Raw genomic sequence first — 17817 nt, forward strand, 5'->3', positions numbered from 1 at the left:
CAAAGAAATAATATTAAAAGACATCTAGAGAGAAATCTCTAAATGCCTTTAATTTTATTCTGCAAATTGACTTTGATATAATTCTGAATAGAAACCTTTTTGTTCTACTAATTCGTCATGGTTACCTTGTTCGATAATGTCTCCATCTTTTAATACCAGTATTTTATCTGCATTTCTAATTGTTGATAAACGGTGGGCTATTACGAATGTAGTACGCCCTTCCATAAGTTTATTCATAGCTTTTTGAATTAGTACTTCTGTACGTGTATCTACACTTGAGGTTGCTTCATCAAGAATTAATATAGGCTTATCAGCAAGTATTGCACGAGCAATTGTTAATAATTGTTTCTGTCCTTGCGAGATATTTGAAGCATCTTCATTTAATTCCATATCATATCCACCCGGTAAAGTTTTAATAAAGTGATGAATGTGAGCCGCTTTAGCCGCTTCTATTACTTCTTCATCTGTAGCATCCAAACGACCATAACGAAGGTTTTCCATTATTGTTCCTTTAAATAACCATGTATCTTGTAGTACCATTGTAAAGTAAGAACGAAGCTCAGCTCTATCTAATTTAGAAATATCTTTCCCATCAATATAAATATTTCCACCGTTGATATCATAGAATCTCATAAGTAATTTAACCATTGTTGTTTTACCTGCTCCTGTAGGTCCTACAATAGCAATCATTTCACCTTTTTTAACATCACTAGTAAAGTTTTTAATAATAATCTGATCTTCTACATAGCCGAATTTAACTTTATCAAATACAACATTACCCTCTTTATTAGTAACTGTTTCAAGTACTTCTGCATCTTCTTCATCTTTAGCATCTAAGAACTCAAAAACTCTTTCTCCAGCCGCAGCCATCTTTTGAATTTCTGACATAGACTGTGCTATTTGACCAATTGGCTGAGTGAAGTTTCTTATATATTGGATAAAGGCTTGAATATCACCTACGCCAATAGTTCCTTTAGAAACTAATAATCCACCTGAGAAAACAATACCAACATAACCTAGGTTACCAACAAAGTTAATCACAGGGAACATTAATCCTGAGAAGAAGTTTGCTTTCCATGATGATGTATATAATTGTTTATTTTTATCATTGAACTCTTTTACACTTTTTTCTTTATAGTTAAATGCAGCAATAATATTCTGACCTGAGAAACTTTCTTCTACTTGCCCATTCACATCAGAAAGCATTTTTTGTTGGCTTCTGAAATATTTTTGACTCCATTTTGTTATAACGCCTAATAGGATTCCCGAAATAGGGATTAAAGCTAACGCAATAAGCGTCATTAAAGGACTTATTGTAAACATCATTACCAATACCCCTAAAACCGTTGCAGTATTAGAAATTATTTGTGTAAAACTTTGGTTAAGTGATTGACCTAATGTGTCCACGTCATTTGTTACACGTGATAAAGTTTCACCTACTGTACGTTGTTCAAAGTATCCAACAGGTAAAGTATTTATTTTCTTACTTATATCTTTACGAATATCATAAGTCATTTGTTGAGAAATATTACTCATCAACCAACCTTGAATAAACATGAATAATGATGAAAGTATATATAAACCTAATACAGTAAGTAAAATCCCTGCTATTTTCTCGAAGTTGATACTACCTTCATTACTAATCTTAGCTACTAACCCTTCAAAAAGTTCAGTAGTTGCTTTCCCCATAATCTTAGGCCCTACTATACCAAATACAGTACTAGCTAATGCAAAGAATACAATCAATATGCTTGAAAGTTTATACTGTGTAAACATCAATTTGATAATTCTTTTTAATGTTCCAGAAAAGTTATTAGCTTTTTCTATTTTTTGATCTTTAGCCATGATGTTTACCTCCTTTTTGTAATTCTTCTTCACTAAGTTGGCTTTCTGCAATTTCTAAATATGTTGGACAAGTTTCTAGAAGTTCTTGGTGTTTTCCGATTCCAACTATTTTACCTTCATTCATTACGATAATCTTATCTGCATTTAAAATTGTTGCGATACGTTGGGCAACTATTATAGTAGTTACACCAGCCATTTCTTCTCTTAAAGTTTTCCTTAATTTAACATCTGTTTTATAGTCTAGTGCTGAAAAACTATCATCGAAAAGAAGTATCTTAGGATTTTTCGCCAACGCACGAGCAATTGAAAGACGTTGTTTTTGTCCACCAGAAACATTTGATCCACCTTGTGAAATCTCACTATTAAATTTATCTTCTTTTTCATTGATAAATTCTATTGCTTGAGCAATTTCAGCAGCTTTTCTCATTTGTTCATCAGAAATATTTTCATCAGCAAATTTAATATTTGATTCAATATTACCACTAAATAATACTCCTTTTTGAGGAACAAATCCTAAAGTATCTCTTAATTTACTTAAACTTATATCTCTAATATTGACTCCATCAATTGAAATTTCACCTTCACTAGCATCGAAATATCTAGGAATCAAATGAAGCAATGTAGATTTACCACTACCCGTACTTCCTATAATTGCTGTAGTTTTTCCTGCTTCTGCTTCAAAACTAATATTACTTAATACTGGACTATCAGCACCATCAAATGTAAAGCTAACATTATCAAATTTTAATGTACCCTTCACGTCTTGAAGCTTACTATCATCAATATGTTTACTATCTACGACAGTAACCTCTGTTTCCAGTACTTCATTAATACGTCCTGCTGCAACTTCTGCACGAGGTAATTGCATCATTAAGAATGTGAAGAATAAGAATGACATTACTATTTGCATTGTATATGTAATAAATGCCATCATATCTCCAACTTGAATACTACCAGAATCTATATTTTTTCCACCAACCCAAATTATTAATAATGCAATTCCATTCATTATTAATATAATCATTGGCATAAGCGCTGACAATGTTCTATTGATAAAAAGTTGTTCATTTTTAAGAACAGTATTTTCTTTATTAAATCTTTCTTCTTCGTATTTTTCACGTCCAAAAACTCGGATTACAGAAATACCAGTTAATGCTTCGCGAGTCACTAAGTTAACTCTATCTATTAATTTCTGCATAATTTTGAATTTAGGCATTACTAAGAATGAGATTATTCCTATTGTTAACCCTAGAATACCTACACCTAATGCGATTATCCAAGTCATACCTGTATCTGTTTGTGTAACTTTGTAAACTCCGTATACTGCCATCATAGGTGCATAGATTGCGATAAATAACATCATATTTAAAGCATTTTGAATTTGTTGAATATCATTTGTACTTCTTGTAATTAGTGAAGCTGTTGAAAATTTATCAATATCTTGTTTAGAAAATGATAGTACCTTGTTATACAATTTCTCACGCAAGTTATACGCTATCTTCGAAGAAATTCTACTCGCTATAAAATTCGAAATAATACTTCCAATTCCAGAAATAAATGTCACGATTATCATCATGATTCCAACTTCTTTAAGGTAATTTTTTCTAATTTCGTTAGTGTCGATACCTACATTATTTCTATATTCTTCTTTTACATAACGAATACCGGCCTGTTTTGTAATCATATCTGCTGAACTACCTAAATCACTTATTGATTTTTGCTTTTGTTCAATTAAGCTATCTTTCTTGACTAATCCTAGTTTGACACCTTCTGCAACCTTATCTAAATCTAAGTTTTCAGATTTTGCACCAGATACAACAGTCATAGTATTTTTTAATATGTCATTTAATTCACTTCGTTCCTGTTCATTAATACTATCAAGTTTATAAACATCACCATCTTTTGTATATTTAGATGTAACTTTCTTGATTTCATCATCTGTCATAAATAGTTGTAACTCTCTAAATGACTTTTCACTTATTTTTTCCGGTACAGCATCTTGAATACCACTTTGTTGAATACCTTTATCGACAATATTACTTGTATATGTCGGAAGTGCTAGCTCTGCTACAACACGAACTCCTATTATCACAACTAAAAATATCATCGGTACTAAGAAACCTTTTAAATATTTAATTAGTTTCATTGTTTTCCTCCTTATCAGATAATTCTTCTCTAAAAATCTCATTTACTCGAGACAATAATATATCAAACGCTTCTTTTTCCCTTGCATCAAATTTATTCCAGATAGATTGAAACCATTCTTCATACGCTTTTCTATGTGATTCTATGCATTCGATTCCTTTTTCAGATAAACTAAGATATTTTTTTCTTTTATCTTTTTCATCTGTACTTTGAACCACAAAATCTTTTTCTAAAAGCTCACTAACAAGAGCTGTGACCCTAGGTTTTGTCACACATAACTCTTCTCCCAATTCTTGCATTGTAATTTTTTCTTTTGAAGATAAAAATAACATTGCTTGAAATTCAGGTTTTCTATACGGTGCATCACTTTTCTTATGAAATCTTTTCATTATCAATCTAAATTCTTCCATCATATCCATTGCTACGTGATATGATATTTCATTTTCACTCATTTTCTACCTCCTTTAATTTTATAAATTAGTTCACAACATTAACTAATTAGTTAACTATGTTAACTATTATATTTTATTTTACGCTTTTAGTCAATAAAAATTTTGATTTAAATAAAAAAGATTAACCTAGAACTTATCTAAGTTAATCTTTATTTTTATTTACTAAATACCCACGCTTGAGCAATATTATTTTTTAAATCATTTTCTGTGAATCCATTATAACTTGTAAGTTTTACATCATCATCATTTGGATCATTTATATAGAATTTGTCATCTTCAAAGCCTCTAATAACTTTGTACGTCACTCTATCACCAAATACACCAGATTTTAATCTAACAAGAACTGGCTTATTATCTTTTATGGCACTCTCTATATTTTCGATTAATTTATCCGTCTCAACTCTTTCAACCTTAAGATTATATTTATCTGCGAAAGCTGGGACAATTGTAGGTTGTGTCCCTTGATTTTTAATATAGTATTTATTTCCTGCCCAAGACGCAAGTTCTTCTACAGTTGCTTCATCTTTACCTATATACTTCGCAATCATAGCAAGTGAGATAATAGCATCTCCATTGGTTTCAATTGTTTTCTTACTATCTAATCCATATGAAATATTTTTATATGCATCTTGTTTCATATAATACATAGGAACAGAAAGACCTTTTTGAGGTAAGTTAAGAAGTTGTTCTTTTCTTTTCGCATTATAATTATCGACATTTATTAGATAATATAAGTAGCCTTCTACACCTTCTTTAAGTGAATCTATATACTGCTTATTAGCAATTTCATTATTTAGTAAATCAACATCAATCTTATTAGCAATATTCGCTGAAATAATTTTTACCTGTGGTAATTTATCACTAAGTTGAGAAAAGTTTCCTTGTTTTTCAGAAGATGAAACTCTTGATAAATAGTGATCTGACAGATTTTTTTCTATACTTCTTGCTACTATTGATGATTGTTGGGTTCCATAGTATACTTTTACTCCAAAAGTGTCTTTATTATTATCATTAGCTGTATCAATATCGATTAATACTTCTACTGAATTTTCTGCAGCAATCTTTGTTATGTCTTCCTTTGTTGGAGAAGAATCATCATTATCTCTAGTTAATATTACCTTAATACCATCTTTTTCCAATAATTCTTTTAATTGTTTTGCTATTTTTAAATTATATGTCTTAGCATGTACTCCTTTATAATCTACAGCATCGTCTTGTTTAATTACTGGATTTAATAAGATTGTATAAGATTTCAATTTTTCTTTATTTTGGTCTTCTGGACTCTTTTGTCCACTTCCTAATATACTCCAACCTGGTACCCAACCAACAAAACTATCGTTTGTTTTTATTTCATACCAAGTATCAGATTTACTTAACATTTCAACATTATCACCAGCTGTTACTTTTTTCAACGTTGGATAAGTATCATCTGGACCAGTTCGAAGCTCTATTTCTTTTGAAATAGTAATGTTATTTTGAGCATTAGCTGAAGGATTCATCTTTTCACCAATAAAGTTTATTATTCCACCTACAACCAATATTAATAATAATGCAAATATTACTAACAATACTCCGTTTTTATTTCTTCTTTTTATTCTCATATTAATTTCCTGCTGATAGTTTTTCGTAAACAATAGTCACTGGTCCATCATTTACAATATTTACTTCCATCATTGTTTGGAAGATTCCAGTCTCTACTGTTACACCCTCTTCTTTTAAATATTCATTAAATTTTTCATATAATTCGTTAGCTTTTTCTGCTCCTGCAGCACTTGTAAAACTTGGTCTATTACCCTTTTTAGTATCAGCATATAATGTAAATTGTGAGACTGATAAAATACTTCCTCCTACATCTTTTAAGCTTAGGTTAATTTTATCATTATCATCTTCGAATAAACGAGCTTGAGCTATTTTTTTAGCTAAATACTTCGCATCATCTATAGTTGATTCTTTATGGACACCAACTAATAAGCAGAATCCCTTATCAATACTCCCAACAATTTTATTATCAACACTAACACTAGCTTTCTTTACTTTCTGTAATATAATTTTCATATATCCACCTATTTAACTATTCTTTCTACGCTGTATACATCCTGAAGTTGACGTAATTTTTTAATCATATAATCACATTCACTTACATTTTTCACATATATACCTATCGTTATAACACATGTTTTATCAGCTTTTGATTCGGAATTAAGTTTTTTAATCTCAACCCTACTTTCACTTAATGTTAACAGCACATTTTGTAGTAATAAATCCCTATCAAACGCGTGGATTTGTAAAGTTACACTATAACGTCGAGCATTTAGACTGTCTACCCACTCAACGTCCAATAATCTTGCATGGTCTTCTTCACTCAAGTTTGGGCAGTTATGTCTATGCACAGTTACCCCCCTACCTTTTGTAATAAATCCAACTATTTCATCTCCAGGTATCGGCTGACAACATTTTGATAATCTTACAAGAATATTATCAACGCCTTTTACATAAACACCTGTTTCAGTTACTATTTTTTTCGTTTCTTCAGCATTGAAAAGTTTCTCAATTTTTTCTTGAGTCATCTTTTCTTTTCTAATTTTCTCAGTTAATCGAGCAAATACTTTATTAGCTGTGATTCCACCATAACCAATAGCAACATACATTTCTTCAAGATTAGCAAATTTATATTTATTAAGTGCAACTGCAATATTTTCATCTGTTAACACTTCATCAATATCTAAGTTATTAGCTTTAATTTCGTCTTTTAATAATATTTCACCTTTAACTAGGTTTTCTTCACGTGCTGCTTTTTTGAAAAATGCTTTAATTTTTGACTTAGTTTGAGATGAGGTAGCTATTTCTAGCCATGATCGTTTCGGTCCTGTAGAATTTTTACTAGTACGTATATCACAAATTTCCCCTGTAGACAATACATAATCAAATGGCTCTATTTTATCATTTACAGTTGCCCCTACCATTTTATTACCTACTTCCGAGTGAATCGCATAGGCAAAGTCCACAATACATGATCCTTTTGGTAATTCTATAATATCACTATTTGGTGTGAATACATAGATTTTATCACTTAATAAGTCTACTTTTAATGATTCCATGAAACTTTCTGCAGTTGCTTCAGTTTCGTCATTTTCAGCGATTTTTTGGAACCAATTTAATTTTTCATAGAAGTTATTGTTTTTATTAACCTTCTTACCTTCTTTATATGCCCAGTGCGCAGCAATCCCTTTTTCAGCAATTTCATGCATTTCATATGTTCTAATTTGAACTTCTAGGGTTTGACCATCTGGCGCTATAACCGTAGTATGAAGTGATTGATACATATTAGGCTTTGGCATTGCAATATAGTCTTTGATTCTTCCCGGAATAGGAACCCAAAGATTATTTACAAGTCCTAAAGTAGCATAACAGTCAGCTACGCTATCAACCAAGACACGTACAGCCAGCAAATCATATATTTGGTCAAAAGTTTTATTTTGCTTAACCATTTTTTTATAAATGCTATAAATATGCTTTGGTCTTCCTGTTACCTGCGCTTCAATTTTATTTTCTGCCAAAATCGAAGTAATACTTGAACAAGCATCTTTTATGCTTTCTTCCCTAGCACTTCTCTTTTGTTTCATCATCCCTACAATCGAGAAATATTGAGATGGGTGTAAATATCTAAGTGATGTGTCCTCCAATTCCCATTTTACAGAGCTAATCCCTAATCTATGAGCTAAAGGCGCATAAATTTCAAGCGTTTCACTTGAGATTTCTCTTTGTTTTTCCTCTCTCATATATTTCATAGTTCTCATATTATGAAGTCTATCCGCAAGTTTAACAAAAATTACACGTAAATCTTTCGCTATTGATACGAAAAGTTTTCTATGGTTTTCGGCTTGTGATTGTTTTTTAGAGCGGAATTTAACTTTATCTAATTTTGTAACACCATCAACTATTACAGCTATATCTTCACCAAAAGTTTCTTTTATATCATCAAACGTATACTTAGTATCTTCTACAACATCATGTAAAAAACCGGCACAAATTGTTGCATAATCTAATTTAAGTTCTACTAAAATTCCTGCAACTTGAACTGGGTGTAATATATATGGTTCCCCTGATTTTCTAAATTGTCCTTCATGAGCAATTTTTGCAAATTCATAAGCTTGTCTTATTGTTTTTATTTGCTCTTCTGATAAATATTTACTCGCCATATCTTCTACATTTTCATAACTATATGGATATTCAAGATTCACAGAAATTCCTCCTCTATCAAAATTTAATCTATCCTTTATAATACCACAAAATCAAGAAAATTTCCCGTGATTTAACTAAAAATATTACAATTTAAAAGGATTTTCATAATTTATTTAATTAGCTATTAAAAACTACATTACTGATTCAATTGATAAAAATTCTCGACAATAAAATTATAATGTATCTTTTTACTTTATAAACAAAAAAATTCTAGTTCAACACGAACTAGAACTTTTTCATATATTATTTAGTATCTACATCTTGAGATAGATCAACTTTATCTAAAGGAATTAGTTTTGTTTTATATCTAATTTTGTGATATAGATAGAAGAATAAGAAAATCGGAACTCCCATATATGTTGTTAACATTCCGCTCCAGTTTACAACACCTTTAGTGATAAGCTCTGTATCTTGCCCGATAATAACGATGATACATAATACTAAAGCGATAATTGGACCAACTGGGAACCATTTTGCTCTATATTTAAGATTATTTAAATCTTTACCTTGAGCAATATAAGCTCTTCTAAATCTATAGTGACTTAATGCAATACCTAACCAAGCGATAAATCCAGTTAATCCACTAGCCGCAACGATATAAGTATACGCATTAGCACTTGTAAGTTGGATTAAGAAGATTAAGAATACTACTACAGCTGTTGCGATTAATGAAATAACCGGTGTTCCATATTTAGTAACACGACCAAAAATTGGATACGCAAGTTTTTCTTTACTCATTGCATAAAGCATTCTTGTTGATGCATACATACCTGAATTACCAGCTGATAGAATTGATGTTAAGATTACTGCATTCATGACACTTGCCGCTAAAGCAAATCCAGCATTTTTAAAGACGATTGTAAATGGTGATTTAGCAATTTCTTCAGCACTTTCAGCACCTAATAAATCTGGTGAAGTATAAGGAATTAATAATCCTATTACTAAAATTGCTAGTACGTAGAAGATTAAAATTCTCCAGAATACTTGTTTTACAGCTTTAGGAATACTTTTCTCTGGATTTTCACTTTCTCCAGCAGTAATACCGATTAACTCAGTACCTTGGAATGAATATCCAGCGATTAAGAATACTCCAAGTGTAGCAAGAATTTGTCCTGATAACGAAGAATCTTCTCCAACGAATGGTGCATCACCAATTGTTAAATTTTTGAATCCAATGTATTCTCCACCTAAAATACCGAAGATAGTTAAACATCCAACTACTAAGAAGATGATTACTACTACTACTTTAATAAGTGCGAACCAGTATTCACTTTCACCATAAACTTTAACACTAAGTGAATTTAAAGCGATAATAATAACTAGGAATAATAAGCTCCAGGCCCAATGAGGAAGTACTCGCATAGGCTCCCAGTAGCTAATTGCTAGTGCAGATAACTCTACGTCGGCTGCTACTGTAATTACCCAGTTAAACCAATAGTTCCATCCTAAAGCAAATCCTAATGAAGGATCCACATAACGTGTAGCATATGTACTGAATGACCCTGATGTAGGTAGATATGTTGCCATTTCTCCTAATGATGTCATTAAGAAATATACCATAAGTCCGATACAAAGATAAGCTACGATAGCCCCCCCAGGTCCCGCACTTTGAATCGCTTGACCACTCGTCATGAATAATCCACTACCGATACATCCACCGATAGCAATCATACTAATATGACGTGATCGTAAATTTCTTCTTACTTCTGTTGCATTGTTGTTATTGCTGTTGTTTGTCATAATAAAAACCTCCTTGATAAAATAAAAAAGCATAACTTCTACCATATTTGCACGGAGTTATACTTCACATTATCTCTCCAAAACAAGATATTAGTAGCGCAACATAGCCTCGCGACTATGACAGTCCTATACTTCGTTCAGTATAGACCCAACAATATTAACATAGGATTAATATCATTTCGGCGATGTTTCCTTTCAAGTAATATCGTCAAGCCCTACACTTTCAATTACTCTACTGATAAAAATCGCAACCTCTACCTCACTTATTTTGTGAGGTACATATTCAATTAACTGTTTATTAGTATAATATACTTTTTTACTGTTGTCAACAAAAATTTTAATTTTTCTAAAAATTTAATTGAATTATTGAATATGTTTTATGTTCCTCATAAAATAAAAGTAATAGTATTATATCTATATCTAATATTCTATCAAAAATAAGGAGATCAAAACCTCCTTATTTTTGCAATGCTTACAAGTATCTTTTTATATTTATCAATTTGATAAACAATTGACTAATTAATCATCCTTCTCTTTTTCTTCTTTTCATTTTTTCAATAGTTTATAGTTTGTTATTATTCCTAGTATTATTAAAATCTCTAGTATATTTAATAAAATCTTCATCATTTATCTCCCCCTTAAATACAAAGAAACTCAGAATATCAATTTATATTAACTAATATCTTTCACAAACCGTACCTTGGCGATATTCTTCCAATAAAATTTTTAATAATTCAATTTGTTTTTTTATTCTTGCACCGCTATCTGTGTCAGCTACTTTTTTTCTACATAATTTATCTACTACTCTCTTAGTTGAAATTATATCTGTCTCATTTTTGATTGATTCTTCTTTACTTTGGAATATGTCATGACTCATTATTTGCAAACCATAAGAGTTATAAGTTAGCGTATATCCACCGTGTCCAGTTGTTTTATGATATGCTCTAGACATCCCACCATCGATAACTATTGTTCTACCATTAGCTTTTATTGGATTTTCTCCTTTTGTTTCTTTAACTGGTGTATGTCCATTTATTATATGCCCCTCGCTAGTTAGACCAAACTCATTTAATAACTTAATGCAAAATTCTTCATTATCTCTAAGTTTGTAATAAGCATTTTTCACTTCCTCATGAGTAGCCTTATCCTCGATAAAATATCTCTCAAAAGTTGTCATATCGCATTTTCCAAATAGTGGAGAATATTGTCCTTGCCAAAGATAGAAGAATAAACCATTATCTTCTCTACAATCACAATAAAAAATACTGCGAATTTTTTTATCAAAAAAGTCTAATAATTTTTTTCCAGAATATTTATGACCTCCATAAGAAAATTCCTGGAAGTTACCTTTCTCGTCAACCGGCATACAACCATGTAACAATAGATTGCCATTATAGCAACAATACATGCCACCTTTGTTAATGAATAATTCAACATGTTTTTTTAATTTTTCACTTGTTATGAATGATTCTTTTAATCTATTAATAATCTTTTCTTCTTCATCAGTTAATAGATATGGATCTTTTTCATCAACCGTTGGAAAATTACATGAAGTTAATGGGTATTCTTTACCGTTAACTTTTACTGTTTCTTTTTTAAAGTTTATCTTATCTAGTAAAGCACGTCTTTGCAATTTAAATTCTGGATGTTTGTCAATAATTTGTTTTTCTAGTTTAAATTGAATTATTGCCATAGCTTTATGCATTCTCGCTATTTGCATAATTTCATGTTCACTATATTTTAACTCATCATTTTTAGATAGTTTTGGTAAAAACTCTTTACAATTATCATCTTTATAATATGTTTCACTAAAATTTAATAAATTTCTAAGTGGAATTCCGTATCTATCTTCAATAATGTCCAAATTATCATATCTCGCACATATTCTTATAACATTTGCTAATGATATTCTATCCCCAAGATAAGCTCCTATCCAAAGCATATCATGATTTCCCCATTGAATATCAAGCGAATGATAATTCAGCAATCTATCCATTATTTTATCAGGAAACGGACCTCTATCATAAATATCACCTACTATGTGTAAATGATCTATTATTAACTTATGTATACTTAATGATAATTCAATAATAAACTTATCCCCTGAACCTAATTCAATTATATTTTCGAGTATTCTATCATAGTAGTCATTTTTATCACTACTTTGCATTTTGTACAGTAATTCTTCAATAATATATTTAAAATCCTTTGGTAAAATTTTTCTTACTTTAGATCTTGTATACTTTCTTGCAGCTACCTGGGTTACCTCTAATAGACGAAGAAGAATTATTTTTTGGAATTCTTTATAATCGCATACATCAAATTCTTTTCTTAAAAGATTTAATTTTTCTTCTGGATAATAAATTACAGTAGCCAGTAAGTTCAAATCTTTTTTAGGTAGTCTGTTTCCAAACACTTCTTTAAGTTTTTCTTTAATAATACCTGAGCCATTTCTCAAAATGTGATCAAAGGCTTCATATTCTCCGTGAATATCACTTAAAAAATGTTCTGTTCCTTTAGGTAATGTTAGTATTGCTTCTAAGTTTATTATCTCCTTTGTAGTTTCATCTATATTTTTAAAATTTTGAGATAATAATTCTAAATGTTCCCTAGATATATTCATGTTGATCTCCTTTTTTTAACTTTTTTCAGTTAAAGCTTAACATACTTCCAAATATAATTCAAGTATTATTACACATTATTTCGTAATTTGAAACTTAATAATGTATATTAATAGAATAGTTTTACAAAAAAACATAGAAATCAACTTCGAGTTAATTTCTATGTTATATATTTTATTCTACTTTAACTTCCCTACAAATCTTTCCATTTCTTTCATTTCTTCAAGTGTATCAGCTACAAGAACATACATTGTGTTTCCTTGAAGTTCAGCAAAAGCTTCTGGCATTCTTAGAACAGCTTTCAGTTTATCTTGATATTTTTCTCTAATTTCTTCATCAGAATGTACATAATCTTTATAATCACGACGTGTTGAAGCTAACCCATATTTTTCATCAACATTTAAACCATTAAATGTTCCATTAACCACCTCAGCATATAATCTGAAATAATCTGTTGAATGTGCAAAGTTATAAACATCTACAGCAAACGCTCCTGCTGGACGGTTATTATACTCTATTGCAATATAATCATCTTTAGTTTTAAAGAATTCAATATGGAAGAATCGTTCTTTCATTCCAAAAGCTTTAACAGATTTTTTACCATACTCTACTAATTTCGGATCTAAATCTTTATCAATGTAATAAACCCAATCTAGAGTATTGTTATTCAGTAAATCTAATGGAGTGTGATAGTAAACTATACTTGTATAAAATACGATATTCCCTTTAGCATCTACTAATCCATCAAAAGTTACAATGTCAGAATTATCAACGAAAGGTTCTAAGAAATAGTGAGTAGTACCATCCCATTCTTTTTTAAAGTTTTCTACATCTTTCTTATCTTTAAGTTTATAAGTTGCAGAAGCTCCTACTCCATTATCAGGTTTAGCAATTAATGGAAGTTTCAATTTCTTCACACCTTTTTCGATGTCTCCTACTTTTTTCACTAAGAAACCTGGTACAACGGGTACTCCAGCTTTTTCAAAGTATTTTTTCATCTCTGATTTATGTTTTGTTTTCTTAAGGTCGTGTTCTTTTAAACCAAATACATTAAACTGAGTACGTAAAGCAGCATCAAGTTCCATCCAGTGCTCATTTTGCGATTCTATTCTATCAATATGACCATGTTTGTGGTATAAAAACGCTACTGCACGTTTAACTTCATCAACATCATCTAAACTATTAACTCTAAAATATTCAGTTAGAGCTTCTTTTAGTCTTTGATCAAGTTGTTCGTATGGTTCTTCTCCAATTCCTAGTACATTTATTCCTTGATTCTTTAATTCTATAGAAAACTTTTGGAAATTGTGTGGGTAATATGGTGATATAACTATGTAATTCATAAATACTTTCTCCTCTTCTTATTATTATAAATTTAATTTATCTAAAAAGTATGGCATTTGGATTCTCCACCAAGACCAGTCGTGTGCAACATCGTCGCCCCAAACATCAAACCATGCTGGAATATTTTTCTCTTCAAATGCTTTTTTCAAACTATAAAATGATGGCAGACCATCTTGTTCCCATGGTCCTAAACCAGTACAAACAATAATATCCGCATTTCTGTAGTTATCTATAAACCATCCATCATTTTGATTCCAAATATTATCACTAGGTGAATTTCTGTAGATTAACTCATCATTACCATATTCACCTACGAAAAATCTGGCATCATAAACTCCACTTAGAGCAATGACTTTTCCAAATACATCTGGATGCTGTAAGAAGATATTAAACGAATGATATCCTCCCATACTACAACCTGTAGCCATCATTTGACCAAACCAACCTGTTTTATGCTTAATAAATGGTATGGCTTCTTCAATTACATACTTTTCATATTGTGTATGTGCTAATGCTCTGTCATGGCCATTTTTCCAATCACATAACCATGATTCACTATCGACACTTGATAATGTAAAAAATTGCACTTTCCCTTCATTGATAAATCTTTCACAAGCATGTATCATACCAAAATCATAATACTCATTGTGTGTTCCTCCAGATGATGGAAATACAACAATCGGTAATCCAGCATGTCCATATCTATTAAGAACCATTTCTCTTCCTAAGTTTCCACTATAATGGCTTAAATTCTCTATATTCAAATTAAATAACCTCCATTTTCTATAAAATACTCTTACCAGTTTTCACTAATAAACCTTAAACATTCGGGTAAATATTTAGCCCAACATTCTTCACTATGTTCACCATTAGCTACTACATTTAACTTAATCTCGCTAGTCAATAAACCAGCATCAATTAGTTGTCTATAGTAGTCTAAACTTGCATCTATATATAGTTGTTTTAAATTACCATTTGCCAATTGTTTATCTGTATCATCACCTTCATTTGTTCCTACTTCAATATATACTCTCTGATCAGAAACTTTATGTTTTGATATATATCTATCAAATTCAGGTTTATTTAACCAGTTTGCTGATGAAAATACTCCTAGACATCCTACTACATCTTTGTGTTCTAATCCTATATATTGTGAAATATTAGCTCCTAAAGAACTACCAATCATCGCTGTGTATTCACGCTGTGGTTTTGTACGATATGTACTATCAATAAATGGTTTAACAACATTTACAAAAAAGTCTGCATACTCAGATCCTAATCCACCTAATGTTAAACCGAAATTTAATATAGGTAAACTTGAGAATTTCCAAGGTGCATATTCATTCATTCTTCCTTCATTATCATTATCAATACCAACTATTATCATTTTTGGCATATCTGGGTTTCTTTTTATCGCCGGAATTACTTTCCATGAGTGTCCACTAAAAGATTCTCCACTATAAAAAACATTTTGACCATCATTCATATAAACTACTGGATAATGTTTATGTTCATCTTGAGCATACCCTTTTGGCAAAAGAACTCTAATACGACGATTTTTCCCCGTATAAGGAACTTTCAACTCATGCTCTTTCATCTCTAAATAAAAATACGCATCTCTATTCATTAATTTTTTCCTTTTAAATTATTATAGCTATAATTCTACAATATTTCTCACATAAAATCAATTAATTGAGTGTAATTTTATGTAATTTTTCTGAAAATTAATATTTTCATATTATTTTTCATACTAACAAGATGTTTATACTTAAATAATAGACAAAACGAAAAAATAGGAAAAAAGCTATACTACTTAATATAGCATAGCTTCCTCCTAATTTTCAAAATCAACCGTACTTGATAAAGAACCCAATTTAGAAGTATGTTTTCAAAATTGCCTCTCTTAGAATTAATTTAATAAATATTGTTTAGAAATAATATTATTTTCTATTTTTTCTTCTTCCTAATATTAGTACACCGCTTAATACTAGTCCGATAGCAGCTAATGAAGCTAAATTATTATTTGATAGACCAGTTTTAGCTAAATGTTCTCCTGATTTTGAATTGTTGATATTTGATGAAGTTTGTTTAGATTTATTAGATACTATTGCGAATTTACTGAAGTGATCTATTTCAAATGTTACAACACCATCTTTTGTAGTAGAGTCTATTAATTTTAACTCTCCGTTATCTTTTATGTGATAAACGGCTACATCTTTTTCATCTTCTTTTAAGACAATGGCAACTGTACGTTTTGCATTTGAATTAACTACGTGATTGTCTTTGTCTAGAAGTTTTAAATCTAATATTCTGATTTGATTGTCTGCAGGTAAGTTTAATTTTTCTAGAACTGAACTTGCTAAGGCTTTATCTTCTACAGGAGTTGCAGAAAGTTTTGTTGCAGTTGTTTTATCAGTTAAAGTAACTTTAACTCCAAAAGCATCGTTTGAAAATATATTATTTATAATATTGTCAGATGGACTTATTTTGCTTTCAGGTGTAGCTACATTAGAATTGTTATTACCAGAGTTAGTGTTACCATTGTTTGGTTTCACTTCTGTACTAGCGTTGTTGTTAGTGCCAGCGTTGCTAGGGTTAGTTCTAGATCCATTGCTTTTAGGAAAGTAGCGGGCATAGAAAGTAGTCTCGTTACCAAAAAGATCGTTACGTGAGCTTAGGGTTACACCTTCACTGCCTTCAACAAATGCACTTGCGCCAGTAAATACATATCCACCAGGCAATGTTTCTGGGATATGATCTGACAATGGTTGGTTAGGAGTAACATAAAATACTTCGCTACTAGGCGATTCTACTGGATGATAACCGTTGGAAAGACTGTAGTGGATCGTTACTTTGTGAGGTTTTTCATTATTGTTAGTACCAGCGTTGCTAGGGTTAGTTCTAGATCCATTGCTTCTTCTAGGGTATGTGACATAGAAATTAGTCCAGTCGCCAAAAAGATCGTTACGACTGTTTAGAGATGTACCTTCACTGCCACCCCTATTTACTACTGCACCAGCGAATACATATCCACCAGGGAATGTTTCTGGGATATGATCTGACAATGGTTGGTTAGGAGTAACGTCAACTACTTTGCTACTACTACTGCTACTGAATGGACTCATTGGATCGTCGTAAAAATCATAGTGAATCGTTACTTTGTGAGTTTTTTCAGCAGCGTGAACCACCCCACCATTTAAATTAAGCGCTGACGGAGCTACTGCTGGAGCTACCCCACCAAGTACTCCTGCTAAACTTGCAGTCGTTATTACCGATAAAACTCTTTTTGTATTTTTGTTCATTATATATACCTCCATAAATTATCTCTTTTATAATTAAATTATAATTTTTTATTTAATTTTAAAAAAATAATTATCTTTTATACTTTTCTAGCCATTATTATATCAAAAAAAAAAAAAAAATCAATC

The 17817-nt window shown here is 30.7% G+C and carries 12 protein-coding genes and 1 riboswitch; all 12 genes read right to left on the reverse strand.

From position 1 onward, the window contains the following. Nucleotides 1-54 precede the first annotated feature (54 nt). Complete coding sequence (locus JX287_RS07700; RefSeq protein ID WP_204644307.1) at nucleotides 55-1845, reverse strand: ABC transporter ATP-binding protein; 1791 nt, start codon at nucleotides 1843-1845, stop codon at nucleotides 55-57. Continuing rightward, nucleotides 1838-3991 carry an ABC transporter ATP-binding protein gene (locus JX287_RS07705; RefSeq protein WP_204644308.1) on the reverse strand — a complete coding sequence of 718 codons (2154 nt, stop codon included), beginning with the start codon at nucleotides 3989-3991 and terminating at the stop codon, nucleotides 1838-1840. The genes JX287_RS07700 and JX287_RS07705 overlap by 8 nt, the downstream gene beginning before the upstream one ends. Then, nucleotides 3978-4442, reverse strand: a complete 465-nt coding sequence (locus tag JX287_RS07710; RefSeq protein ID WP_204644309.1) for a MarR family winged helix-turn-helix transcriptional regulator — start codon at nucleotides 4440-4442, stop codon at nucleotides 3978-3980. The genes JX287_RS07705 and JX287_RS07710 overlap by 14 nt, the downstream gene beginning before the upstream one ends. Before the next feature lie 155 nt (nucleotides 4443-4597). Continuing rightward, on the reverse strand, nucleotides 4598-6043 hold the full coding sequence (locus JX287_RS07715) for an N-acetylmuramoyl-L-alanine amidase (protein WP_204644310.1): 1446 nt from the start codon (nucleotides 6041-6043) through the stop codon (nucleotides 4598-4600). Nucleotide 6044: 1 nt separating this feature from the next. Beyond that, a complete protein-coding gene (gene dtd / locus JX287_RS07720; RefSeq protein WP_204644311.1) occupies nucleotides 6045-6497 on the reverse strand; it encodes a D-aminoacyl-tRNA deacylase in 453 nt (150 codons plus the stop codon). Between the two features lie 8 nt (nucleotides 6498-6505). Continuing rightward, on the reverse strand, nucleotides 6506-8683 hold the full coding sequence (locus JX287_RS07725) for a RelA/SpoT family protein (RefSeq protein ID WP_239650370.1): 2178 nt from the start codon (nucleotides 8681-8683) through the stop codon (nucleotides 6506-6508). Nucleotides 8684-8927: 244 nt separating this feature from the next. Further along, nucleotides 8928-10424 carry an amino acid permease gene (locus tag JX287_RS07730; RefSeq protein WP_204644312.1) on the reverse strand — a complete coding sequence of 499 codons (1497 nt, stop codon included), beginning with the start codon at nucleotides 10422-10424 and terminating at the stop codon, nucleotides 8928-8930. A gap of 86 nt (nucleotides 10425-10510) precedes the next feature. After that, nucleotides 10511-10689: riboswitch (Lysine riboswitch) on the reverse strand. Between the two features lie 411 nt (nucleotides 10690-11100). Then, nucleotides 11101-13047 (reverse strand): fructose-1,6-bisphosphatase, encoded by a 1947-nt coding sequence (locus JX287_RS07735; RefSeq protein WP_204644313.1) that lies wholly within the window; start codon nucleotides 13045-13047, stop codon nucleotides 11101-11103. A gap of 177 nt (nucleotides 13048-13224) precedes the next feature. Then, entirely contained in the window at nucleotides 13225-14388 is a 1164-nt protein-coding gene (locus JX287_RS07740) for an ATP-grasp domain-containing protein (RefSeq protein ID WP_204644314.1), read from the reverse strand. Between the two features lie 24 nt (nucleotides 14389-14412). Beyond that, on the reverse strand, nucleotides 14413-15153 hold the full coding sequence (locus JX287_RS07745; protein ID WP_204644315.1) for an esterase family protein: 741 nt from the start codon (nucleotides 15151-15153) through the stop codon (nucleotides 14413-14415). A gap of 32 nt (nucleotides 15154-15185) precedes the next feature. Beyond that, nucleotides 15186-16016, reverse strand: coding sequence for an alpha/beta hydrolase (locus JX287_RS07750; RefSeq protein WP_204644316.1), 831 nt, complete (start codon nucleotides 16014-16016; stop codon nucleotides 15186-15188). A gap of 313 nt (nucleotides 16017-16329) precedes the next feature. Then, complete coding sequence (locus JX287_RS07755; protein WP_239650371.1) at nucleotides 16330-17691, reverse strand: LPXTG cell wall anchor domain-containing protein; 1362 nt, start codon at nucleotides 17689-17691, stop codon at nucleotides 16330-16332. Nucleotides 17692-17817: the final 126 nt, after the last annotated feature.

Origin of the sequence: Gemella haemolysans (genome assembly GCF_901873445.1) — a bacterium.
GTDB lineage: Bacteria > Bacillota > Bacilli > Staphylococcales > Gemellaceae > Gemella > Gemella haemolysans_C.

Excerpts from the sequence above, each read along its gene's own strand:
- JX287_RS07700 (WP_204644307.1), bottom strand. The coding sequence starts at position 1,845 with ATGGCTAAAGATCAAAAAATAGAAAAAGCTAATAACTTTTCTGGAACA.
- JX287_RS07705 (WP_204644308.1), bottom strand. The coding sequence starts at position 3,991 with ATGAAACTAATTAAATATTTAAAAGGTTTCTTAGTACCGATGATATTT.
- JX287_RS07710 (WP_204644309.1), bottom strand. The coding sequence starts at position 4,442 with ATGAGTGAAAATGAAATATCATATCACGTAGCAATGGATATGATGGAA.
- JX287_RS07715 (WP_204644310.1), bottom strand. The coding sequence starts at position 6,043 with ATGAGAATAAAAAGAAGAAATAAAAACGGAGTATTGTTAGTAATATTT.
- dtd (WP_204644311.1), bottom strand. The coding sequence starts at position 6,497 with ATGAAAATTATATTACAGAAAGTAAAGAAAGCTAGTGTTAGTGTTGAT.
- JX287_RS07730 (WP_204644312.1), bottom strand. The coding sequence starts at position 10,424 with ATGACAAACAACAGCAATAACAACAATGCAACAGAAGTAAGAAGAAAT.
- JX287_RS07735 (WP_204644313.1), bottom strand. The coding sequence starts at position 13,047 with ATGAATATATCTAGGGAACATTTAGAATTATTATCTCAAAATTTTAAA.
- JX287_RS07740 (WP_204644314.1), bottom strand. The coding sequence starts at position 14,388 with ATGAATTACATAGTTATATCACCATATTACCCACACAATTTCCAAAAG.
- JX287_RS07750 (WP_204644316.1), bottom strand. The coding sequence starts at position 16,016 with ATGAATAGAGATGCGTATTTTTATTTAGAGATGAAAGAGCATGAGTTG.
- JX287_RS07755 (WP_239650371.1), bottom strand. The coding sequence starts at position 17,691 with ATGAACAAAAATACAAAAAGAGTTTTATCGGTAATAACGACTGCAAGT.